At 68.3% G+C, this 22,937-nt stretch carries 18 protein-coding genes; 12 read left to right on the top strand and 6 right to left on the bottom strand.

Annotated elements, in window-relative coordinates; genetic code table 11:
* Window positions 1–10 precede the first annotated feature (10 nt).
* Genes JOF42_RS07420 through JOF42_RS07410 form a run of 3 tightly spaced genes read left to right on the top strand, consistent with a single transcriptional unit; the run spans window position 11 to window position 2,143 of the window.
* Window positions 11–382: a YrdB family protein gene (locus JOF42_RS07420; protein ID WP_210097274.1), complete on the top strand. Its 372-nt coding sequence runs from the start codon at window positions 11–13 to the stop codon at window positions 380–382.
* Entirely contained in the window at window positions 379–1,743 is a 1,365-nt protein-coding gene (locus JOF42_RS07415; RefSeq protein WP_210097273.1) for an FAD-binding oxidoreductase, read from the top strand. The genes JOF42_RS07420 and JOF42_RS07415 overlap by 4 nt, the downstream gene beginning before the upstream one ends.
* Window positions 1,736–2,143 (top strand): NUDIX hydrolase, encoded by a 408-nt coding sequence (locus tag JOF42_RS07410; protein WP_210097272.1) that lies wholly within the window; start codon window positions 1,736–1,738, stop codon window positions 2,141–2,143. Before JOF42_RS07415 ends, JOF42_RS07410 begins: the two co-directional genes overlap by 8 nt.
* Before the next feature lie 11 nt (window positions 2,144–2,154).
* On the opposite strand, the gene nagB is transcribed toward JOF42_RS07410, so the two are convergent.
* The 5 genes from nagB to JOF42_RS07385 all read right to left on the bottom strand — a co-directional run bounded on the left by nagB (window position 2,155) and on the right by JOF42_RS07385 (window position 9,662).
* On the bottom strand, window positions 2,155–2,934 hold the full coding sequence (nagB, locus tag JOF42_RS07405; protein ID WP_210097271.1) for a glucosamine-6-phosphate deaminase: 780 nt from the start codon (window positions 2,932–2,934) through the stop codon (window positions 2,155–2,157).
* Window positions 2,927–3,892, bottom strand: a complete 966-nt coding sequence (locus JOF42_RS07400) for an ROK family protein (RefSeq protein WP_245340748.1) — start codon at window positions 3,890–3,892, stop codon at window positions 2,927–2,929. The genes nagB and JOF42_RS07400 overlap by 8 nt, the downstream gene beginning before the upstream one ends.
* A gap of 40 nt (window positions 3,893–3,932) precedes the next feature.
* Entirely contained in the window at window positions 3,933–5,120 is a 1,188-nt protein-coding gene (locus JOF42_RS07395) for an ROK family transcriptional regulator (protein WP_210097270.1), read from the bottom strand.
* A gap of 79 nt (window positions 5,121–5,199) precedes the next feature.
* On the bottom strand, window positions 5,200–8,454 hold the full coding sequence (locus JOF42_RS07390) for a family 20 glycosylhydrolase (RefSeq protein WP_210097269.1): 3,255 nt from the start codon (window positions 8,452–8,454) through the stop codon (window positions 5,200–5,202).
* The gene (locus JOF42_RS07385; protein WP_245340747.1) at window positions 8,445–9,662 is read right to left on the bottom strand and encodes an alanine racemase; all 1,218 of its coding nucleotides are present in this window, start codon (window positions 9,660–9,662) and stop codon (window positions 8,445–8,447) included. The genes JOF42_RS07390 and JOF42_RS07385 overlap by 10 nt, the downstream gene beginning before the upstream one ends.
* Before the next feature lie 25 nt (window positions 9,663–9,687).
* Here JOF42_RS07385 and JOF42_RS07380 point away from each other — a divergent pair, with 25 nt between their 5' ends.
* A complete protein-coding gene (locus JOF42_RS07380; RefSeq protein ID WP_210097268.1) occupies window positions 9,688–10,098 on the top strand; it encodes a RidA family protein in 411 nt (136 codons plus the stop codon).
* A 95-nt stretch (window positions 10,099–10,193) separates the two neighbouring features.
* On the top strand, window positions 10,194–11,714 hold the full coding sequence (locus JOF42_RS07375) for a L,D-transpeptidase family protein (RefSeq protein ID WP_210099115.1): 1,521 nt from the start codon (window positions 10,194–10,196) through the stop codon (window positions 11,712–11,714).
* Window positions 11,715–11,793: 79 nt separating this feature from the next.
* Here the strand turns inward: JOF42_RS07375 and JOF42_RS07370 are convergent, their stop codons facing one another.
* A complete protein-coding gene (locus JOF42_RS07370) occupies window positions 11,794–14,013 on the bottom strand; it encodes an NADP-dependent isocitrate dehydrogenase (RefSeq protein WP_210097267.1) in 2,220 nt (739 codons plus the stop codon).
* 180 nt (window positions 14,014–14,193) lie between these two features.
* On the opposite strand from JOF42_RS07370, the gene JOF42_RS07365 reads away from it, so the two are divergent.
* The 7 genes from JOF42_RS07365 to JOF42_RS07335 all read left to right on the top strand — a co-directional run bounded on the left by JOF42_RS07365 (window position 14,194) and on the right by JOF42_RS07335 (window position 22,887).
* Entirely contained in the window at window positions 14,194–14,652 is a 459-nt protein-coding gene (locus JOF42_RS07365; RefSeq protein ID WP_210097266.1) for a GNAT family N-acetyltransferase, read from the top strand.
* A 210-nt stretch (window positions 14,653–14,862) separates the two neighbouring features.
* Complete coding sequence (locus tag JOF42_RS07360) at window positions 14,863–15,876, top strand: LacI family DNA-binding transcriptional regulator (RefSeq protein WP_210097265.1); 1,014 nt, start codon at window positions 14,863–14,865, stop codon at window positions 15,874–15,876.
* A 125-nt stretch (window positions 15,877–16,001) separates the two neighbouring features.
* Window positions 16,002–17,309, top strand: a complete 1,308-nt coding sequence (locus JOF42_RS07355) for an ABC transporter substrate-binding protein (RefSeq protein WP_210097264.1) — start codon at window positions 16,002–16,004, stop codon at window positions 17,307–17,309.
* A 58-nt stretch (window positions 17,310–17,367) separates the two neighbouring features.
* The gene (locus JOF42_RS07350; protein WP_210097263.1) at window positions 17,368–18,333 is read left to right on the top strand and encodes a carbohydrate ABC transporter permease; all 966 of its coding nucleotides are present in this window, start codon (window positions 17,368–17,370) and stop codon (window positions 18,331–18,333) included.
* Entirely contained in the window at window positions 18,333–19,220 is an 888-nt protein-coding gene (locus JOF42_RS07345; RefSeq protein WP_210097262.1) for a carbohydrate ABC transporter permease, read from the top strand. Before JOF42_RS07350 ends, JOF42_RS07345 begins: the two co-directional genes overlap by 1 nt.
* Window positions 19,220–21,454, top strand: a complete 2,235-nt coding sequence (gene yicI, locus JOF42_RS07340) for an alpha-xylosidase (protein ID WP_210097261.1) — start codon at window positions 19,220–19,222, stop codon at window positions 21,452–21,454. Before JOF42_RS07345 ends, yicI begins: the two co-directional genes overlap by 1 nt.
* Entirely contained in the window at window positions 21,451–22,887 is a 1,437-nt protein-coding gene (locus tag JOF42_RS07335) for a GH1 family beta-glucosidase (RefSeq protein WP_210097260.1), read from the top strand. Before yicI ends, JOF42_RS07335 begins: the two co-directional genes overlap by 4 nt.
* Window positions 22,888–22,937: the final 50 nt, after the last annotated feature.

Genomic DNA, 22,937 nt, shown 5'->3' with positions numbered 1-22,937 from the left:
GACTGGATCCATGCCTCAGGATCCCGCTTCCGTCCCCGGCGTCGAGCGCCCGAAGATCGCTCCGCTCGACATCATCCGCTCGATCGTCCTGGTCGTCGCCGTGGGCAGCCTCGCGCTCTGGGGATTCTTCACGTGGCCGTTCCCCTGGAACATCGTCCTCGGCATCGGCACCCCGGTGGTCGTGATCCTGATCTGGGCTCTCTTCATCTCGCCTCGCGCTGTGCTGCGCCTGCACCCGTTCCTCCGCGCGGCCGTCGAACTGCTGATCTATGTCGGCGTCACGATCGCCTGGTGGCTCATGGACCAGCCGTTCATCGGCATCGCCTTCGCCGTGGTCGCCGTCGGCGCCGGTGTCGTCAGCGGACGGCGTCGCATCGCATGAGCGTGCTCGACCGGCTGACCACGGTTCTCGGCGCGCTCGTCGACACCGATCCTGCGTCGCTCGACGACGCCCGCGCTGATCAGTCAGGGCATGCCTCGACGGGCCGTCCGATCGCCGTCGTCCATGCCGAGACCGTCGAGCACGTCCAGTCCGTGATGCGCATCGCCTCCGAGACGCTCACGCCGGTCGTGGTGCGAGGGGCCGGCACCGGCCTCGCCGGTGCTGCCAACGGCGGCGCGGGCGAGATCGTCCTCTCCACCCGACGCATGACCGCGGTCCACGAGATCCGCGCCGACGACCTGCTCGCCGTGGTCGAACCCGGGATCCTGAACGCCGACCTGAACGACCTTCTCGCCGAGCACGGTCTGTGGTGGGCGCCCGACCCTGCGAGCCGGGCCATCTCGACCGTGGGCGGCAACATCGCCACCGGCGCGGGCGGTCTCCTCTGCGCGAAATACGGGGTGGTCCGCGATGCGGTGCTCGGCCTCGACCTCGTGCTCGCCGACGGCCGCCTGCTCCACCTCGGTCACCGCAGTGTCAAGGGCGTCACCGGACTCGACCTCACCTCGCTCGTGATCGGCTCGGAGGGAACCCTCGGCGTCGTCGTCGGTGCGACCCTGAAACTCCGCCGCCTCGTCGAAGGCACGACCTGCACGGTCACCGCGACGTTCCCCGACGTGCGCTCCGCAGCGGCGGCATCCGCCGCGGTGACGGCGTCGGGCGTCCAGCCCGCGATCATGGAGCTCATGGACGCGGCGAGCCTCGCCGCCGTCGCCGCGCTGCTCGATCTTCCCTCTCCCTCCGCGGGCAGCGCCCAGCTGACCATTCAGACCGACGGACCTGCGGCGATCACCGAGGCCGCCACGATCGAGTCGATCCTCACCGCGCACCACGGCGAGACCCAGGTCTCCCATGACCGCGAGGAGGGCGAGCGGCTGCTCGCCATCCGCCGTGCGATGCATCCGGCGATGTCCGCTCTCGGCACCACCCTCATCGAGGACGTCTCGGTGCCCCGCAGCGCCATGCCTGCGATGTTCGACGAGATCGCCCGTATCGAGAAAGCCCACTCGATGACCATCCCGACGGTCGCACACGCGGGCGACGGAAACCTGCACCCCAACTTCATCTTCGAGGGCGCGGAGCCTCCCGCAGAGGTCTGGGCGGCCGCAGACGAGCTGTTCCGCGCCGCGATCGCCCTGGGTGGCACACTCACAGGCGAGCACGGGATCGGGACCCTCAAGAGCCGCTGGCTGGCCGATGAACTCGGCGACGATCAGTGGGAGCTGCAGCGTCAGATCACCCGGGTCTTCGATCCGCACGGCATCCTCAACCCCGGCAAGGTCTTCGCGGTCGATGCCTGACATCCGGGTGAGTGCGGCGGTGATCGTCGACGACGCCGGCCGTGTTCTGGTGGTCCGCAAGCAGGGCACGACCCGCTTCATGCAGCCGGGCGGCAAGCCTGAACCGGGTGAGACCGCGTCGCAGACTCTGATCCGCGAGCTGCATGAAGAGCTCGGCCTTCGCCTCGACGAAGGCGACCTCGAGCCCCTGGGCACGTTCGTCTCCGAAGCCGCGAACGAACCCGGTCATCGGGTCGTGGCCGACGCGTTCTCAGTCTCGATCGCCGCTGCCGAGGTCGTCGTGCAGGCCGAGCTGGCAGAGCTGCGGTGGATCACCCCGGATGATGCCGAGACGCTGCCGCTGGCCCCGCTCAGCGTGGAGCACCTGCTCCCGATCGCGTGGCCCTCAGCCGGTCACTGACGGCCGAGGCCTCAGATCCCCTGCCACGCGGGCTTGTTCGCGTAGGTGTAGCGGTAGTAGTCGGCGAGCTTCAGGCGCGACGCAGCGGCCTCGTCGACCACGACGGTCGCGTGCGGGTGCAGCTGGATCGCGGATCCTGGGAGGATCGCCGAAAGCGGTCCCTCGACGGCATCCGCCACGGCCTGAGCCTTGCCCTCACCGAAGGCGAGCAGCACGAGGTGACGGGCGCGCAGGATCGTCCCCAGGCCCTGTGTGATGCAGTGGCGCGGCACGTCGTCGATCGAGTCGAAGAAGCGCGCGTTGTCTTCGCGGGTCTGCTCCGTGAGGGTCTTCACACGAGTGCGGGATGCGAAAGACGAACCGGGCTCGTTGAACCCGATGTGGCCATCGGTGCCGATGCCGAGGATCTGAAGGTCGACGCCGCCGGCCGCGTCGATCGCGTGCTCGTAATCGTCGCCCGCGTGCTGGATCGTGGCCTGCGCACCGTTGGGCACGTGGATGCGGGTCGGATCGAGGCCGAGAGGCTCGACGACCTCGCGAGTGATCACCGACCGGTAGCTCTCGGAGTGCGCAGGGTCGAGTCCGACGTACTCGTCGAGCGCGAAACCGCGCACCTGTGAGACGTCACGACCGGCGAGTCGGGCGCGCAGCGCCTGGTAGACCGGGAGCGGGGTCGACCCCGTCGCGAGACCGAGCACGGCGTCCGCACGAGCGTCGATCAGGTCGACGATCTCTGCGGCGACCAGGGCGCCCGCAGCTTCGGCGTTCTCGACGATGACGACTTCAGCCATGGGACACGATCTCCTTCGTGGGGGTGGTGGCGCCGACGACCGCCGCGCCGAAGGCGGCAGCGGGGGAACCGGCGGGGAGCAGTTCGATCCGCTCGTCGAGGTGCAGGGAACGCATGAACGCGGAGGCCTCGGCTCCGCTTCGGAGGGCGGCACGGATGCCGGCGTGGAGACGGTCACCGAGCGAGGTGAGCCCACCGCCGATGATGACGCGCTCGACATCCGCCGAGAGCACGAGCGCTCGCACCGCGGCAGCACCTCCGTGGAAGAGATCGGCACGGAGCGCCATCGCGTGCTCGTCGCCGGCGTCCGCGGAATCGAGGATGTCGCGCACCGGCAGCGCACCGGGTCGATCCCAGGCGCGTGCCAGCGCTCCTCCGCCGCAGAACGTCTCGATGCAGCCGCGTTGACCGCAGCCGCAGAGACGCCCGTTCGGATCGACCGAGAGATGCCCGACCTCGCCGGCGGTTCCTCGCGCTCCGCGCCAGATGGTGCCGTCCACGACGATTCCGGCCGCCACCCCGGTGCCGAGGTTCAGGTAGGCCATGGAGCCCTCGATGCCGCGCAGCACTGCGGCGCCGAGTGCGGCGGCCTTCACATCGTTCTCGACGCGCACGGGTATCCCGAGCTGACGACCGGCGAGTCCCGCGAGATCGAGCGACTCGACCCCGAGGTTCACCGCATGCAGCACTCGCCCCGTGTCGGCGTCGACGAGCCCCGGGATTCCGACACCCACCGACTCGATGGCCGAGCGGGTGAAACCGCCTTCGGCGGCCAGCGCGTCGACGGCCTCGACGACGCTGACGACGACCGCGTCCTCGCCCCATCCCGTCGGACGGCGAAGGCGTGCCAGGATCTCTCCCTCGGGCCCCACCGCCACCGCGTCGATCTTGGTGCCGCCGACGTCCAGGCCCACTCGAATCCGCCGACCGGCCAGGTCGACGTCGATCGCGGCCGTCATCGGATGATGCTCCTGCTCACGACGGGGGCCAGCTCGCGGGTCACGAGACGCCCAGCTGGCTGGAGAGGACCATCACCGCGGCGCCCCGCAGCACGATGTCGTCCTGATGGGTGCGCCGGATCAGTGCATCCTCGAAGACTCCCTCGAGCGTGCGCGCGTGAAGCGTCTCGACCGCCGCCTCGATGAGCACGCCGTCGAGCAGGTCGCCTGGTCCGGACAGCACCACCTCCGACAGGTCGAGTGCGGCCACGATCGGGGCGATCGCGATGCCCATCCGCGTGCCGGCGTCGCGCAGGATCTCGTCACGCGAAGTCGGCGCGGCATCGATCGCCGGGCGGAGCCGTGTCTCGCTCAGCCAAGCCTCGAGGCAGCCGTCCTTGCCGCAGGCGCAGCGGGGTCCTCCGTCGGTGCCGACCACGACGTGACCGATCTCACCGGCGGCGAATCGGCTGCCGAGCAGCGGCTGGCTGCCGGTGATGACGCCGGCGCCCACGCCTCGCCCGATCTTGATGAGCATGAAGTCGGCCTTGGCCTCACCGAACGTGTACTCGGCGAGCACGGCGGCGTTGGCGTCGTTGCGCACCAGCACGGGCAGGTCGAGATCGATCCCCAGCTTCGCCTCGAGCGGCAGGTTGCTCCACCCGAGGTTGGGCGAGCTGAGCACGACGCCGTCGGGGCGCACGACACCGGGAGTGCCGATCCCGACGCCGAGGACGGGCTGCGTCGCGGTCGCCGCGAGGGCGCGGGCGAGCTCGAGAGTCGCGGCGTATGCGGCGTCTCCGTCAGCCGTCTCGGGGCGTGGGACCTCCCGTCGCTCGAGCACATCGCCGTCGAGGCTCAGCAGAGCTCCGACGAAGGCGTGGGGTCCGGAGAGGTCGAGACCGATGATCTGGTGGCCGACGCGGTCGATGTCGATGAGGATGGGCGGCTTGCCCGGTCCGACCGTCTCACGCACTCCCATCTCGATCACGATGCCGTCGGCGATGAACTCCGCGACGAGGTCGGATATGGTGACGCGGGTCAGCCCGGTCTCCCGCGAGAGATCGGCGCGGCTCATCGCCCCCGAGTGGTACAGCGTCTGCAGCACGAGTGCGCGATTGTGACCGCGCGCGTGCTCCGGGAGGACCTTCGAACGGGAACGCAGATGGCGCCCGGGGCCGAAGGCGTGTGAGCTCGCACCGACGAAGTCTGGCGACGTCGATGAACGCGATTCATCCGATACGGACATGTTTGTTAGTAGACCTTACGAACAAAAATTACGCAACCCCTGCCCGCAGTGGCGCGGGGAGGGTTACCGAAACGTTACATCAGGATGAGGGCGACTCGGCCGCGGCGGGCGACCGCTCCCTCAGACGGGTGACGAGGCCGGCGACGATCTCCTCGCGCGCCTCCCTCGTCAGAGGCTTGCCTGGTACCCCGGGCCGTCGCTGCACAGGCGTCGGACCGTCGAGAGGACGATACCGCACCCCCGCATCCGCGAGCCGTCGAAGGTGCACGGGCAGCCGACGCGCGAACCCGTCGAACGGCGGAGGGTCACCTCCGTCCCACAGCCGCTCCGCGATCGCGGCGAGCCGCGGGAACAGCGCGAAATCGACCCGATCGCGGGTCGGCAGGTGCTCGGTCCAGACGTTGGCCTGTCCGCCGGAGGCGCCGTCCTCGACGCGCAGCGTGTACGCGCGTTCGATCGGCAGCGGCGGTCCGACCCGGATCGGCTCCTCGGCGGAATCCGCCTGCGGGTAATCGAGGTACACCTCGAGGTCCGGGCATGCGATCACCGGGATGCCACGTCGCAGCGCCTCCCGCATCGCGACGGGCCCGCGCCAGGCGAGGATCTCCACGCCGTCGGGCACATCCCCCTCGAGCACCTCGTCCCAGGCGAGAGCCGTGCGCCCGCGGGCGCGCACGTGCGCGACGAAGTGCGACGTGAACCACGGCTGCACGTCATGCGGGGTCGCGAGGCCGAGCTCGCGCATCCGCTCCCCCGCCGCGGCACTCCGTTCCCACTCGATCACGGGCACCTCGTCGCCACCGATCCCGATCCACGGCGAGTCGAAGAGATCGACCAGGGCGTCGATCGCGGCCCGACCGAACGCGAGAGCCGCATCCGTCGGGGCCAGTGTCCGCGGGTTCACGCCGAAGCGCTCCCACGGCGCGGTGACACGCTCTCCGACATCGGTGTTGCCGAGCTCCGGATAGGCGGCGAGGCCGGCCTGGATGTGTCCCGGCAGTTCGACCTCCGGCACGATCGTGACGAACCGGTCGGCGGCATAGGCGACGAGATCGCGCACCTCGGCGTCGGTGTAGTACCCCTCGTGGACGCCGGGCAGCACCGTGGCGAGCGGCCCGTGTCCGAGCTGCGTCGACTCGCGGCGTGCACCGATCTCGGTCAGCCGCGGATACCCGGGGACGGCGAAGCGCCACCCCTGGTCGTCGGTGAGGTGCAGGTGCAGAACCGTGAGATGGTGATCGGCGAGCTGATCGACCAGTCGCCGCAGGTCGGCGACCGGGCGGAAGTGCCTGGCGACGTCCAGCATCACCCCGCGCCATCCGTGGGCGGGAGCACTCTGCCAGGTCCCTGCGGGAATGCGTGCGCGAGCGACGCCCGGCTCGCGCAGCTGGCGCAGCACCGTGACGCCGCGGAAGACACCGGCAGGGCTCGCTCCACTGACGTCGATCCCCGTTGCGGACGCGGAGATCCGATACGCCTCTGATCCGACGCGTCCGGCGGCGAAAGGCTCGGCCACGAGGGACTCGTCGATCCGCAGCGAGATCGCTGGCCCCGACGCGTCGCCCGCGGAGACGCTTCCCAGACGCGACGCCGTCGTGGCGAGCACCGCAGGCGCGATGATCGGGGTGTCGTCGGTCCACTCGAACGGCGGCGCGGCCGGGTCGATCTCGAACGGAGCGAACGGCACTGTCGCACGATGCGCGGGAGGCGTCCTCCGCAACGCACGCCCTGGAGTGGCCCCCGTGACCGCTCCGTCGATCACGACCGGTACACCGTCGACCAGAACCTCGGCGATCCCGATCGGCGCAGCGTGGGGTGATTCGAAGGTCGCGCCCGCCGCGATGGTCTCGGGATCGAACAGCACCAGATCCGCGGTCGCCCCCTCGCGGATGACGCCACGAGGCGCGTCTCCTCGATCGAGGCCGAGCCGTGCGGCCGGCGTGCCCGACAGGTGCCTGACGGCCTCCTCGAGCGTGAGGACACCGAGGTCGCGCACGTAGTGTCCGAGATAACGAGGAAACGTGCCGCGGCCACGCGGATGCGGTCGAGCGCCGATCAGGATCCCGTCGCTGCCTCCGCTGTGGCGGGGGTGGCGCATGATGGCTCGGACGTTGTCCTCGTCGCCGATGTGCATGAGGATGCCGGTCGCACCGGCATCCGCGAGGATCGTGTCGAGGACCACGTCCACCGCGCGCCTGCCCGACGTGGCAGCGATCTCGGCGACTGTGCGTCCCACGAGATCCGCGAGAGCCGGATCGGCCGTTCCGGAGATCTGGATCGCTTCCCAATCGGCCCGCTCGCCGTGGAAGCCGTCGCAGCCGATCTCCTCCAACTCGACGCGCACGAGCTCGCGCCCCTCGGCGTCGAGTGCGGCGATCGAGCCCAGCAGATCACCTCTCTCAGCCAGCCTGCTGGGCAGTAGGGCCGCGAGTGTCGTCGCGCCCGGAAGATACGGATACGTGTCGAGGGTGACATCCACGCCGTCGTCGATGGCGGCGTCGACGAGCGCGAGCAGTTCGTCGGCGCGACCGCGGTTCGGCACGAAGTTCATGGTCGCGTGCGTGAGATGGATGGGGCATCCGGTCCGTCGACCGATGTCGAGCGCCTCGCGGTAGGCATCCAGTGCTGCCCCTCCGTAGCTGCGCGTGTGCGGCGCCCAGTATCCGCCCCGCTCGGCGACGACGCGACACAGCGCTTCGAGCTCGGCGGTGTCGGCGTACATCCCCGGCGTGTAGGTCAGTCCGCTCGACATCCCGAAGGCGCCGGCGTCCATCGCCGCGCCAAGGATGTCGGACATCGCGGCGATCTCATCGTTCGTCGCCGCACGGTTCTCGTGTCCGACCACCATCATCCGTAGGTTGCCCTGAGGTACCAGCACCGCCGCATTGACGACCGACACCGCGTCGATGGCGGTGAGGAGATCGTCGACCGTGCGCCACGGAACCTCATCGGGCGTGCCGTTCCAGCCCGCGATCTGCGCAGGGATGACCGTCGCTGTGGCATCGTCGAGAGGCGCGTAGCCCAGGCCGTCCTGCCCCAGCACCTCAGTGGTCACGCCCTGTCGGATCTTCGCCTCGTGCCTCGCACCCTGAAGGACCGCCAGCTCGCTGTGCGCGTGCATGTCGATGAACCCCGGCGCGAGCACCAGGCCCGTGGCGACGACCTCGACCGCCGCCGCCGGAAGCTCGAGCACGCTCTCGTCGCCCTCGCGGATCACCGCGACGACGCGCGCGCCTTCGACGGCGACATCGGCGATGAACCGGTCGACGCCCGTCCCGTCGACAACGGTGGCGCCCCGGTACACCCGCACCGGCTTCTCCGCACTCAGAAGCACGTGGCCACCGCCCCGAGCACTCGGGGATCCGTGGCATCCGGGTCGTCGATGATCGCGACCACCCGCCACTTGTCGAAGGCCGTGCACGGGTGCGAGAGTCCCAGACGCACGACGTCTCCCGGGGCGACGGAGGCCCCGGGGGCGAGGCTGAGGAAGGCGTGCTGATCGTTCAGTGCCGTGATCTCGCCGTCGACGCTCTGCGGAATCGGCAGATCGAGGTCGAACGGCACATCTCGCCGCCCCGCGTCGAGGAGAGCGAGCCCCTGCTCCGGCTGGGACACGACTCGCGACCACGCGTGCATCGCCGACCGAAGCGGAGCCGTCGAGGTCAGCGGACCGAACGGCGACATGCGCGAATAGAAGCCGTCGTCGTGGATCTGGAAGGCTCCCGACCGCAGCACGATGTCGGCGTCATCGCGGTGCGGGGCCAGAATCGCCGCCGCACGATCGGGGAAGGAGCTGCCACCGGCGCTGAGCACAGGTCGGACTCCGCCCGGATATGCGAGTCGTTCGTGAAGCGCGACGAGCGTCTGCAGATAGGCGTCGACGGCCTCGACGGACGCATCGCTGCGGTCAGGTCCGAAGGGGCCTTCATATCCCGTGACACCGGCGAGCCGGAGTCCGGGTGACGCGAGGATCGAGCGCGCGATGCGCTCCCCCTCCTCGATCGTGCGCGCTCCGGTACGGCCTCCGGCCCCGCCCATCTCGACGAGGACGTCGAGCGGTCTCGTCGCTCCGGCGAGCGCTCCGGCCAGGATCTCGACGGTCGCCACGGAATCGGCCCAGCAGAGGATCCGCAGTTCTGCGTCTGCGGCGAGCAGATCCGCCAGATGATGCGCTGCCGCCGTGTCGGTGACGGCGTTCGCGATCAGGACGGTGGAGACGCCCGCGTCCACGGCCACCTCGGCCTGCCAGGGCGTCGCGACAGAGATGCCCCAGGCTCCTGCGTCGAGCAGACGCTGCCAGAGCGCGGGCGCCATCGTGGTCTTGCCATGCGGTGCCAGAAGCACCCCGTGCGACGCCGCCCACCCGAAGACCGTCGACTCGTTGTGCGCGAGGGCCGACTCGTGGACGGTCAGCACCGGCGTCACCAGATCGGAGAGGTGCAGATCAGCGCCCGGCACCTCCGAGAGGCGCATCCCCGACGCATGCGCGGGGAAGCCCTTGGTCCAGGCGCCGAGTACAGGATCCGGGATTTGTAGAGGCATCTAACAAGGCTACTAGGCTGGTCGCATGACTGCGAAGATCCGCGTTTCGACCGACGCCGCCCCCGCTCCCGCCCACACGTTCTCGCAGGGCATCCGCAAGGGCCCGATCGTGCAGGTGTCCGGTCAGGGACCGGTCGACCCGCAGACCAACGAGTACCTCTTCCCAGGTGATGTCGCCGCCCAGACCACGCGCACCCTCGAGAACGTCAAGGCGATCGTCGAAGCCTCCGGCGCGACCTTCGACGACGTCGTGATGCTGCGCGTGTACCTCACCACGCGCGAGGACTTCTCGATCATGAACGACGCGTACGGCGCGTTCGTCACGGCTCACACCACCGACGGGGTGCCGTTGCCGTCGCGCACCACCGTGTTCACCGGTCTCCCCCGCGAGGAGATGCTCGTCGAGATCGACGGACTCGCTGTCGTCACCGACTGAACCGATCGGCGCGTCGATGCTCTGACGACCGTTGCCTCCCCGTTACCTGCGATCGCGTAGCATATCGCTAAGGGCACGCGAGAAACCGGGGGGTGATGTTCGTGACCGATCTGATCTCAGCGCAGGATGCGAAGACCGAGAAGCTGACCGAGGCGACCGCCTCCGGTGACCAGCTCACTGCCGTCGCGCCCACCCACTCAGGAGACGCCCCCACCGACTCCATGCCGCCCGACAGCGGCGACCCGGAGCTCGCCTGGGCGCCGATCGAGCCCGCGCCCAAGAAGAAGCGCCTCGGACTCTGGATCGGCCTGGGCGTCGGTGCCGTCGCACTCGGCGCCGGTGCCGCATCGATGATCCTGATCGCCCCCGGAACGACCGTCGCGGGAATCCCGGTCGGGTGGCTCACGCCCGGCGCCGCCGCCGAGGTCATCGACGCGCATGTCGCCGAGACCGAGGTCACGCTCACCGGAGCGGGTGACGACGTCGTGCTCTCCGGCGCCGACCTCGGCGCCACGATCGATGCCCGCGGGCTCGCCGACGAGGCCTTCGCCGAGCGTCCCCTCTGGAACATCGGCTCCTGGATGGGCGAACCGGTCTCGGGCGACATCACGCTCGACCCCGCCACGGCCGAGTCGGCGCTGCGTGCCGCCGTGCCGTCGAGCTTCGACGACCCAGTGGATGCCGGAGTCGTCTTCGATGCGAAGAGCGCGACGTTCGTCGTCACGCCGTCCGAACCCGGAACGGCCGTCGACGTCGACGCGCTCACCGCCGCGATCGTCGACACGGTCGCCGACGGCGGAAAGACCCTCGAGTTCCCCGGTGGACCCGCCGAAGCCGCCCCCGCCGTCACCGACGAGGCTGCCACCACCCTGGCCACGTCGATCAACACCATGCTCGGCACGATGGGCTTCTACATCGGCGACGAGCGAACGGTTCCCGTCGCCCCCGCTGTCGCGGCGACCTGGTTCACGGTGATCGACGACGACGGTGAACTTCGCATCCAAGCCGACGAGACGGCGATCCAGACGACTGTCGACACGCTCGCAGCCTCTGTCGACCGGGCCCCGGTCAATGCGACCAACATCGTCGACTCGGCAGGCAACATCCTTCGCACCGAGACCGCCGGGGTCAACGGCCGCGCACTGGGCGACACCTCGAACCTCGCAGCTGACGTCGCCTCGAGCATCGAGGGCGGCGAGGGCGCGTTCCCGATCGAGGTCGCGGAGACCAAGTTCGAGTCCGTCAACCTGCTGCGCAAGATCGACGTGAACCTGAGCCGCCAGACGGCGACGCTCTACGAGAACGGCGCGGTCGTGCGGTCGTGGGCGATCTCCTCGGGCAAGAGCGCGACCCCCACGGACGCCGGCAACTTCAAGGTCTACGCGCACGTGCGCGAGCAGACCATGAAGAGCCGCGAGCCGGACGGTTCGATCACCGAGACGCCGAACGTCCCCTGGGTCACGTACTTCAACGGCGACGAGGGATTCCACGGAACCTACTGGCACAACGACTTCGGCACCCCGCGCAGCCACGGCTGCGTGAACATGCCGATCGATGTCGCCCGGTACGTCTACGAGTGGTCCCCCGTGGGCCTCGAGGTCTCGGTGCACTACTGATCACGACCCCTGCGCAGACAACGCGGGGTACGGAAGAGGGGCCGGATGCTTTCGCATCCGGCCCCTCTTCTCGTCGGTATCAGTTCAGAGCGTCGACGATGCCGTTCAGCGTCGCGGACGGGCGCATCACGGCCTCCACGAGCGCGTCGTCGGGACGGTAGTAGCCGCCGATCTCGACGGCCTTGCCCTGCACGGCGTTGAGCTCGGAGACGATCTTCTCCTCGTTCTCGCCGAGCGTGGCCGCGATCGGAGCGAACGCCGCTGCGAGGTCGGCATCCTTCGTCTGCGTCGCCAGCTCCTGCGCCCAGTACAGGCCGAGGTAGAAGTGGCTGCCACGATTGTCGATGGTTCCGAGCGCACGGCCGGGCGAACGATCCTCTTCGAGGAAGGTTCCGGTCGCGGCATCCAGCGTCTCCGCCAGGACACGCGCCTTCTCGTTGCCGGTGCGGTCGGCGAAGTGCTCGAGCGACGCGGCGAGAGCGAAGAACTCGCCCAGCGAGTCCCAGCGCAGGTAGTTCTCCTCGACGAGCTGCTGCACGTGCTTGGGCGCGGAGCCGCCGGCGCCGGTCTCGAACAGACCTCCGCCCGCGAGCAGCGGAACGATCGAGAGCATCTTGGCGCTCGTGCCGACCTCGAGGATCGGGAACAGGTCGGTGAGGTAGTCGCGCAGCACGTTGCCCGTCACCGAGATGGTGTCGAGGCCGTGACGCATGCGCGCGAGCGTGTAGCGCGTCGCCTCTTCCGGAGCCAGGATCGTGATCGTGAGGCCCTTGATGTCGAGCGTCGCGAGCCCCTGGTGCACCTTGGCGATGATCTGCGCGTCGTGCGAGCGGTTGGCGTCGAGCCAGAACACCGCAGGGTCTCCCGTGGCGCGTGCGCGGGACACTGCCAGCCTGACCCAGTCCATGACCGGGATGTGCTTGGTCTGGGTCGCCCGCCAGATGTCGCCGGCGCCGACCTCGTGCTCGATGAGCACGGTGCCCTCGCTGTCGAGCACCTGGACGGTGCCCGCGGCGGCGATCTCGAACGTCTTGTCGTGGCTGCCGTACTCCTCGGCCGCCTGCGCCATCAGCCCCACGTTGGGGACGGTGCCGATGGTGGCGGGGTCGAGCGGGCCGTTCGCGATCACGTCGTCGATGACGGCCTGGTAGACGCTCGCGTACGAGGAGTCGGGGATGACCGCGAGGGTGTCGGCCTCGCCGCCGTCCTTGCCCCACAGCTTGCCGCCGTTGCGCACGAGCGCGGGCATCGAGGCGTCGACGATCACGTCGCTCGGGACGTGCAGGTTCGTGGTGCCCTTGTCGGAGTTCACGTACGACAGACGCGGCCCCTCGGCGATGGCCTTGTCGAACGCGGCCGCGATCTCGTCGCCACCGGCGATGCCGCCGAGACCTGCGAGGATCGAGCCGAGACCGTCATTGGCGTTGAGGCCTGCGGCGGCGAGCTTGTCTCCGTACTGCGCGAACACGTCCTTGAAGAACGCGCGCACCACATGCCCGAAGATGATCGGGTCGCTGACCTTCATCATCGTGGCCTTGAGATGCACCGAGTAGAGGACGTCATCCTTCTTCGCGGTCTCGAGCGTCTCCGCGAGGAAGGCGTCGAGGTGCTCGGCCGAGAGGAACGTGGCGTCGATGATCTCGCGCGGCAGGACCTTCAGGCCCTCCTTGAGGACCGTCACGGTGCCGTCTGCGGCTGTGTGACGGAAGCTCAGCACGTCGTCGTGTGCGGCGACCCAGGAGCGCTCGTTGTGCTTGAAGTCGTCGTGGCCGAGTGTGGCGACGCGAGTCTTCGACCCTTCGGCGAAGGGCTTGTTGCGGTGCGGGTGCTTCTTGGCGTAGTTCTTCACGGCGAGGGGTGCACGACGATCGCTGTTGCCCTCGCGGAGCACCGGGTTGACCGCGGATCCCTTGATGCGGTCGTAGCGCGCGCGGACGTCCTTCTCCTCGAGCGAGGACGGCTCGTCCGGGAAGTCCGGGATGTCGTAGCCCTGCGACTGCAGCTCGGCGATCGCGCCCTTGAGCTGCGGGATCGAGGCCGAGATGTTCGGCAGCTTGATGATGTTCGCCTCGGGGAGCGTGGCGAGTCCGCCGAGTTCGGCGAGGGAGTCGCCGACCTGCTGCTCCGGCGTGAGCTTCTGCGGGAACGCTGCGAGGATGCGTCCGCCGAGCGAGATGTCGCGGGTCTCGACCTCGATACCCGCCTGGCCGGTGTAGGCCTTGATGATCGGCAGGAAGGAAGCCGTGGCGAGAGCCGGAGCCTCGTCCGTGTAGGTGTAGATGATGGCGTCGTCGGTCACCAGGAGGTTCTCCGTTCGCGAGGGCATATTTGTCTCGATACCAAGATACCTGAGGCGCTCCCGACGCATGTCCGCCGACAGGTCGGGCTCGCATCGACTTCCGGCATTCCACACGCGACGACCCCTGACGAAAGTCGACGTTTCCGCACAGGTGACCACCGGAGGGGTTAGCCTGTGACTATGTCCGAACTGCGCATGGTCGAACTCTCCGCTGCGACGATCGTCGCCGTGAACAACCTGTCGCTCAAGCCCGGACAGGAGCAGTTCCTCGCTCCGGTGTCCTACGGGATCGCCGCGACCGTCATCAATCCGCAGACCTCCTGGCAGCGGGTCGTCCTCGACGAGGATCACGTCGTCGGGTTCGTCAGCGCCAACTTCGATGCGGAGGCTCCTGAGGAGCACTTCCGGTCGGTGCTGTGGCGCATCAACGTCGATGCCGAGGGCCAGGGCAAGGGTGTCGGCCGCTTCGCGGTCGAGAGCCTGCTCGAAGAGGCGCGCGCCCGCGGCTTCGACCACGTCAACGTCATCTACGAGGCCGGTGAAGACGGCCCGGAGGCGTTCTTCCTCCGCGTCGGCTTCACTCCGGTCGGCGAGACCGAGTACTCCGAAGTCATCGCCCAGATCCGCATCACTTCGTAGACCGGCGGCGGGGTCCCGAATCCCCTCCCCCATCGAGGCCCCGTCGCCCTGACCGGTCGGTCATGGGAACGCTCCCGCGCACGGAAGACGCATTTGTTGCGATCGACCACAAAAAGGTTGCGTTCACCGGTCGAGCCTGTCTATCATCGCTTTCAGAGGCGCGGAGCGAAGCGCTTCGACGATGCACCCGATAGCGACGATGGAGTCCTGATGACGACGATCCACCAGGTGGCCGAGGCCGCCGGAGTGTCGATCAGCACCGTCTCCTACGCGCTGAGCGGCAAACGTCCGGTGTCCGAGAAGACGCGTCGCCGCATCGAGGACGCCGTGAAGACACTGGGCTACGAGCCCGACGCGGGAGCGCGGATGCTCGCGGGTCGCCGCACGAACATCTTCGGACTGACCGAGCCCCTGCGCGCCGACACCCACGCGCCCACGCACATGGCGTTCGTGCTCGCGACAGCGGTGGCCGCTCGCCGCCGCGGGTACGACATCCTCCTCCTCACAGACGAGCAGGCCTCCGAGGGCATGAACCGCGTCGCCGCGAGCAACCTGGTCGACGCCATCCTCGTGCTCGACGTCGCCCCCGACGACGAGCGGGCCGACATCGCGCGCTCGGTGCACTCCCCCACGGTCTTCATCGGCATCCCCGACGATGCGCACGGCCTCACGTGCGTCGACCTCGACTTCGAAGCCGCAGGGCACATCGCCGTGGATCGACTCGCGGATGCCGGTCACACCGCCGTGACGCTGCTCGGACAGACCGAGGTCTCGTACCGCAGATCGAACTTCCCCCGCCGCCTCCTCCGCGGCGTGCAGGATCGGGCCGAGACACGAGGCCTCACCCTCGAATGGGCGACGACCGGCGTGACGACGACCGATGCATCCGCCGTGCGCTCAGCCGCGGAGCGGGCGCTGGAGCGCGGCGATCGAGCATTCATCGTGCATGCCGTCGGCGACGTGCACGAGGCGCTTCTCGAGACCCTCGCCGCCCGCGGACTGACCGTCGGCTCCGATGTCTCGGTGATCTCGGCCGCTGCCTCTTTCGACACCGCCGCGCTGCCCGTGCCGATCGACACCATCCCCCTCGTGCCGCAGCAGTCGTGCGAGCTCGCCGTCGATCTCGCCGTGCGGCATCTCGATGAGCCGGGCATGCCCGCCCGCATCCACCTCATTCCTCCCGAGTACCACTCCGCCGGCTCCGTCACCCCTGCTCGGGAGTGACCGCGGGCGGACATCTCTTCCGCATGGTCGGAGTCGAAACGCTTCGACGATGACCGACTCACAACTGAACAGACCGACCCACCGATGTGTCCGGCCTCAGGGCCACCGAGAAAGGAGTGCCGACGATGGCACGCAACATCCGCAGGACGAAGACGTTGGCGGCTCTGGCCGCCCTCACCGTGACGGGCATCGCACTGAGCGGCTGCACCGCCGGCTCCGCCGACGAGGGCGGAGACGGCCAGACGCTCAAGCTCTGGCACTACGAGGGCGCCGACAGCGCGATGGGCAAAGCCTGGGCCGAGGCGATCTCCATCTTCGAGGAGGAGACGGGCGCCAAGGTCGAGTTCGAGGAGAAGTCCTTCGAGCAGATCCAGAAGACCGCCAGCCAGGTGCTCGACACCGATGCCGCACCCGACCTCATGGAGTTCAACAAGGGCAACGCGACCGCCGGCTTCCTGGCATCGACCGGGTTGATCTCCGACATCTCCGACGCCGTCGACGAGTACGGCTGGGACGAGAAGCTCGCGCCGTCGCTGCAGACGACCGCGAAGTACTCCGAAGACGGCGTCATGGGCGGCGACACCTGGTTCGGCGTTCCGAACTACGGCGAGTTCGTCGGCGTCTACTACAACGAGGATGCCTTCGCCGCGGCGGGGCTCGAGATCCCCACGACCTACGACGAGTTCGTCGACGTCCTCGACGCGTTCGTGGCGAAGGGCATCACACCTCTCGCCGAGGCCGGCGCCGAGTATCCCCTCGGCCAGCTCTGGTACCAGCTCGCGCTGCTCGAGGGCGACCGCAGCTTCGTCGACTCGTACCAGCTCTACGACGGAGAGGTCGACTGGCAGGGTGCCGAAGTCACCTCGGCGACCGAGACCCTCCAGGAGTACGTCGACAAGGGCTACATCGCCTCGGACGTCTCGTCGGTGAAGGCCGAAGACGCGGGCGTCTCGTTCATCAACGGCACCTCGCCGATCTTCGTGTCGGGCTCATGGTGGTTCGGTCGCTTCGTCTCCGAGGCCACGGGCTTCGACTGGACGATGACCGCCTTCCCCGGAGCAGACCTCTCTCTCGGCTCGTCGGGCAACCTGTGGGTCGTACCCGAGAACGCCGCGAACAAGGAACTCGCCTATGAGTTCATCGACATCACGATGCGCCCCGAGATCCAGGCGATCATCGGCAACAACGGCGGTCTGCCCGTGGCCGCGGAGACTGCGGACATCACCGACGAGAAGAGCGCGGCCCTGATCGAGACGTTCAACGGCGTCCTCGAGGCCGACGGTCTCGCGTTCTACCCGGACTGGCCCGCCCCCGGCTTCTACGACGTGATCGTGCAGGAGCTGCAGGGCCTCATCACCGGTTCGCAGGATGCCGAGTCCACCAACAAGAACCTCGGCGAACAGTACGACGAGGGCACCTCGGAATTCCGTTGATCCACTCGCGGGGGCGGCAGCCGAACAGCGCCGCCCCCGCATCCTCCTGGAGGTGAACATGTCACTCGCCACACGCCGCGAGAGCCGCACCGCGCTGCCGCCCGAAGAGCCGTCGATCCCGCAGCGCAGCGGCGGGACCGGAGCGTACTGGATGTACCTGCTGCCCGGCTTCGTGCTGCTGCTCGTCGTCGTCATCGTCCCGCTCATCTGGAACGTGTACCTGACCTTCACGAAGTGGAAGGGTGTGCGCACGCCGGAGTTCATCGGACTCGAGAACTGGCAGAAGATCCTCACCGACAGCGACTTCTGGACCTCGTTCACGAACTCCGTGTGGATGATCATCGCCATGGTCGTCGTCCCGACGATCGTGGGACTGATCGTCGCCGCACTCCTCTTCGACGTCGTCGGTCGCAAGTTCGGCGGCAAGATCGGCAGCTTCCTGCGCGCCACGTACTACCTCCCGCAGATCCTCCCGATCGCGGTCGCCGGCATCGTGATCGGCTGGATCGTCCGACCGGGCGGCGACGGCGCCCTCAACCAGATCCTCGCGTGGTTCGGCATCCCCGCCTATGACTGGCTCGGCCAGATGCCGTCGGCCCTGATCGTGCTGATGGTCGTCATGGTGTGGGTGCAGCTCGGCTACCCCGTGGTCGTCTTCATGGCGGCGCTGCAGCGGGTCGACCCCGAGCTGTACGAGGCCGCGGAGCTCGACGGAGCCAACTGGTTCCAGCGGTTCACCGCGATCACCATGAGCATCATCCGTCCAGAGATCTTCGTCGTCACCCTGACCTGCACGATCGCCGCTCTGAAGGTGTTCGGCCCGGTCTACATCATCACGCGCGGTGGCCCTGCGGGCGCGACTCTCGTTCCCGCCTACTACGCGTACCAGGAGTTCTTCACGAAGCGGAACGTGGGCTATGGAGCGACGATCGCGACGGTCCTCACGATCGTCGTGGTGATCGTGTCGATCATCTTCATCCGCGTGCAGAACTCCCTCGAGCGCAAGGAAAGGGCGGGTCTGTGATGCACGCCACCACTGCCATCGTCACCGGCAAGCCGCAGAAGACCCGCCCCCGCGGCGGCATGACCAAGAAGCGCCCGGTCGACTGGCTGATGCTGGCGCTCGTGGTGATAGGCGCGCTCCTCGTGATCGCCCCGTTCTACCTGGTGCTCGTGAACTCGTTCAAGTCGCCGGTGGACTATGCGACCTCGGGTCCGCTGGCCTTCCCCGAGACCCTCGACTTCGGCGGGATCATCAAGTTCTGGGAGCGGGTGAACTTCCCCGAGAAGGTGTGGAACTCGATCTTCATCGCCGGCATCGTCTCGGTGCTCGCGGTGGTCATCTCGATGCTGAACGCCTTCGCGATCGGCATCGGACGGGTGCGCGGGCGGAGTTGGATCGTGCTGCTGTTCCTGCTCGCGAACCTCCTGCCGCAGGAGGCTCTGCTCTACCCGCTGTACTACATGTTCAAGTCGGTCGGACTCTACGACAACGTGTGGTCGGTCATCATCGTGTTCACCGTCATCCAGGCGGCTTTCGGAACCTACCTTCTGTCGTCGGTGTACGGCACGTTCCCGAAGGAGATCCTCGAGGCGGCATCCCTCGACGGCGCGAGCCGCTGGCAGATCCTCTGGCGGGTCGTCTTCCCGATCAGCCGCCCGACGCTGTCGGTGCTGCTCATCTTCTTCTTCATCTGGACGTGGAACGAGTTCCTCATCCCCCTGACGTTCCTCGCCTCGAACGCCAACCAGACCGTCCCCGTGGCGATCAGCGTGCTGCAGGGCGATCGTCTGATGGATGTGACCACCACGAGCGCGTCTGCGCTTCTGGGCATCATCCCCACGCTCATCTTCTTCCTCATCTTCCAGCGCACACTCACGCGCGGCATCACGGCAGGAGCAGTCAAGTAATGAAGTTCACCGACGGGTTCTGGCAACTGCGTCCGGGCGTCACCGCGCTGTATGCGCAGGAGGCCTACGACATCGCAGAGACCAGCGACACCCCCGACGGGCCGGGAATCGTCGTCACGGCGCCGACCATGGCCATCACCAAGCGCGGCGACACCCTGAACCGCCCGGTGCTCACGACGACGCTGTCGTCTCCTGCCGAGGGCATCGTCCGAGTGCGGATCGCCCATCACGAGGGCGTGCGGTGGCACGGCGGCTTCGGGCTCTCCGGAGTCAATTCGGGGCGTGCGACCGTGTCGCTGTCGCCGACTGGAGGAGTCCTCGATGCGGGATCGCTCGTGGCGCGCATCGCTCCCGGAGCACCCTGGGATCTCTCCTTCGAGGTCGACGGGCGCCGCGTCACGGGAAGCGGTCATAAGGCGCAGGGGTACATCCGGCTCGCTCCCGACGCCCAGGTGGATGCCGGCATCGTCGACAACGCTCGTCAGGGCGGCACCGCGCCGACCGCATCGACCTTCGTGCACGAGCAGCTCGAGCTCGGCGTCGGTGAACTGATCTACGGTCTCGGCGAGCGCTTCGGACCACTGGTGAAGAACGGTCAGTCCGTCGACATCTGGAACGCCGACGGCGGCACGTCGAGCGAGCAGGCGTACAAGAGCATCCCGTTCCACCTGTCGAACCGCGGCTACGGCGTGCTGGTCAACGACCCCGGTCATGTGGCGTACGAGATCGGGTCGGAATCCGTCGAGCGGGTGCAGTTCTCGGTCTCAGGCGAAGTGCTCGAATACTTCGTGATCGCGGGCCCCACGCCGAAGGACGTGCTGGGTCGCTACACCGCGTTGACCGGACGCCCGCCCGTGGTGCCCGCGTGGTCATACGGGCTGTGGCTGTCGACGAGCTTCACGACCGACTACGACGAGAAGACCGTGAACTCGTTCATCGACGAGATGGCCGCGCACGAGCTGCCCGTCTCCGTCTTCCACTTCGACTGCTTCTGGATGCGCGAGTTCAACTGGTGCGACTTCGAGTGGGACCCCCGGGTGTTCCCCGACCCCGAGGGCATGCTCTCGCGACTGCACGAGAAGGACCTGCGGGTGTGCGTCTGGATCAACCCGTACATCGCGCAGCGCTCTCCCCTGTTCCGTGAGGCGGCCGAGCAGGGGTTCCTCGTGCGGCGGGCCGACGGCTCCGTCTGGCAGTGGGACCTGTGGCAGGCGGGCATGGGGCTCGTCGACTTCACCAACCCGGATGCCACCGAGTGGTACCAGGGGCATCTGCGCCGCCTGATCGACCAGGGTGTCGACTGCTTCAAGACCGACTTCGGCGAGCGCATCCCGACCGAGGTGGTGTGGGCCGACGGCTCCGATCCGGAGCGGATGCACAACCTCTACACCGACCTCTACAACCGGGCCGTGCACGACGTGCTCACCGACGCGCGAGGAGCCGACGATGCCGTGCTCTTCGCCCGCTCGGCCACGGCGGGCGGGCAGAGCATGCCGGTGCACTGGGGCGGCGACTCGACCTCGACCTACACCTCGATGGCCGAGACGCTGCGTGGCGGGCTCTCACTCGCTCTCACAGGATTCGCGTTCTGGAGTCACGACATCGGCGGGTTCGAGGGAACCCCGGATGCCGGTGTCTTCAAGCGCTGGACCGCGTTCGGACTGCTCGGCTCGCACTCGCGGTTCCACGGCTCGAGCTCGTACCGCGTGCCGTGGATGTTCGACGAGGAAGCCGTCGACGTCACGCGCCGGTTCACGCACCTCAAGATGCGGCTCATGCCGTACCTCTACCAGCAGGGCATCGACGCGTCGCGCACGGGCGTGCCTCTGATGCGGCCGATGCAGCTGGAGTTTCCCGACGACCCCGCGGTCGGATATCTGGACCGCCAGTACATGCTCGGCTCGAGCCTGCTCGTCGCGCCCGTGTTCTCCGAAGACGGGGCCGTGGAGTTCTACCTGCCCGAAGGTGAATGGACCTCGCTCCTCACGGGCGAGACCGTGGTCGGCGGCGGGTGGCGCCGGGAGGTGCACGGCTTCGACTCCCTGCCGCTGTATGTGCGCCCCGGCACCGTGCTCCCGTGGGGCGCACGCTCCGACAAGCCCGACTACGACTATCACGACGGTCTGGAGCTGCGGGTCTTCCCCGGCGGGACAGGCTCCGCGACGGTGACCGTGACCGGACCGGACGGCGTCGTGAAGGACTACACGGCGAACCTGTCGGAGGTGACCGGATGAGCATCCTCTCCTCCGCAGGCGACCACCGCGGCTCTGGCCTCGTCCTCCCTGAGGGCTTCGTCTTCGGCTCGGCGACCGCGTCGTACCAGATCGAGGGGGCCGCCTCAGAGGACGGCAGGACGCCGTCGATCTGGGATACGTTCAGCCGGACTCCGGGCAAGGTGTGGAACGGCGACACCGGCGATGTGGCGTGCGACCACTACCACCGCGTGGAGCAGGACCTCGATCTGATGAGCGATCTCGGTCTGGAGGCCTACCGCTTCTCCATGGCCTGGCCGCGGATCGTCCCGACCGCAGACGGAGGGATGAATCAGGCCGGCATCGACTTCTACTCTCGATTGGTCGACGGGCTGCTCGACCGTGGCATCCGTCCGGTGGCGACGCTGTACCACTGGGATCTGCCTCAGTATCTCGAAGACGCGGGCGGGTGGACCTCCCGCGCCACCACCGACGCGTTCGAGCGGTACGCCGAGATCATGGGCGCAGCACTCGGCGACCGCGTGCAGACCTGGACCACCCTGAACGAACCGTGGTGCTCGGCGTACCTCGGCTACGGGCAGGGCGGTCACGCACCCGGTCGCCGTGAACCGGCATCCGCCCTCGCGGCCGTCCATCACCTCAACCTCGCTCACGGACGCGCGCTGCAGGCACTGCGCGCGACGTCGACGGGCGATCCCGACTACTCGGTCACGCTCAACTTCCACGTGCTCCGGGGCCAGGGCGATGGAGCGGACGAAGCGATGAGACGCATCGACGCTCTCGCCAATCGAGCCTTCACGCACCCGATGCTCCGCGGCGAGTATCCGGCGGACCTTCTCGACGACACCGCATCGGTCACCGACTGGTCGTTCGTGCAGGAGGGCGACCTCGCCACGGTGAACCAGCCGGTCGACGTGCTCGGCGTCAACTACTACTCCACCGCGACCGTGCGACTGTGGGACGGACTCTCGGAGAAGCAGCAGAATGACGGGCACAAAGGTGCGGCCGGCGGCACCGCCTGGCCGGGCAGCGATCAGCTGGTCGAGTTCGTCGAACAGCCCGGTCCGTACACGGCGATGGGGTGGAACATCGCACCGGAGGGCCTGGAGGAGCTGCTCGTCTCCCTGTCGGAGCAGTTCCCGGAGCAGCCGTTGATGGTCACCGAGAACGGTGCGGCGTTCGACGACGAGGTCGCCGACGACGGCGCGGTCCACGACCCCGAGCGCACCGACTACCTGCGCCGGCACTTCACCGCAGCGCATCGTGCACTCGAACACGGCGTCGACCTGCGCGGCTACTTCGTGTGGTCGCTGCTCGACAACTTCGAGTGGGGATACGGCTACGCCAAGCGATTCGGCATCGTGCGGGTCGACTTCGACACCCTCGAGCGCACCGTGAAGGACTCCGGGCACTGGTACCGCGAGCTCATCGCCTCACGCACGATCGGGGCCTGACGCCCCGTCACGAGCAGGACTGACCGCCGTCTTCTCTTCGGAGACGGCGG

This window comes from Microbacterium phyllosphaerae (assembly GCF_017876435.1).
GTDB classification, from domain to species: domain Bacteria; phylum Actinomycetota; class Actinomycetes; order Actinomycetales; family Microbacteriaceae; genus Microbacterium; species Microbacterium phyllosphaerae.
This window is presented reverse-complemented; position numbering and strand designations above follow the sequence as displayed.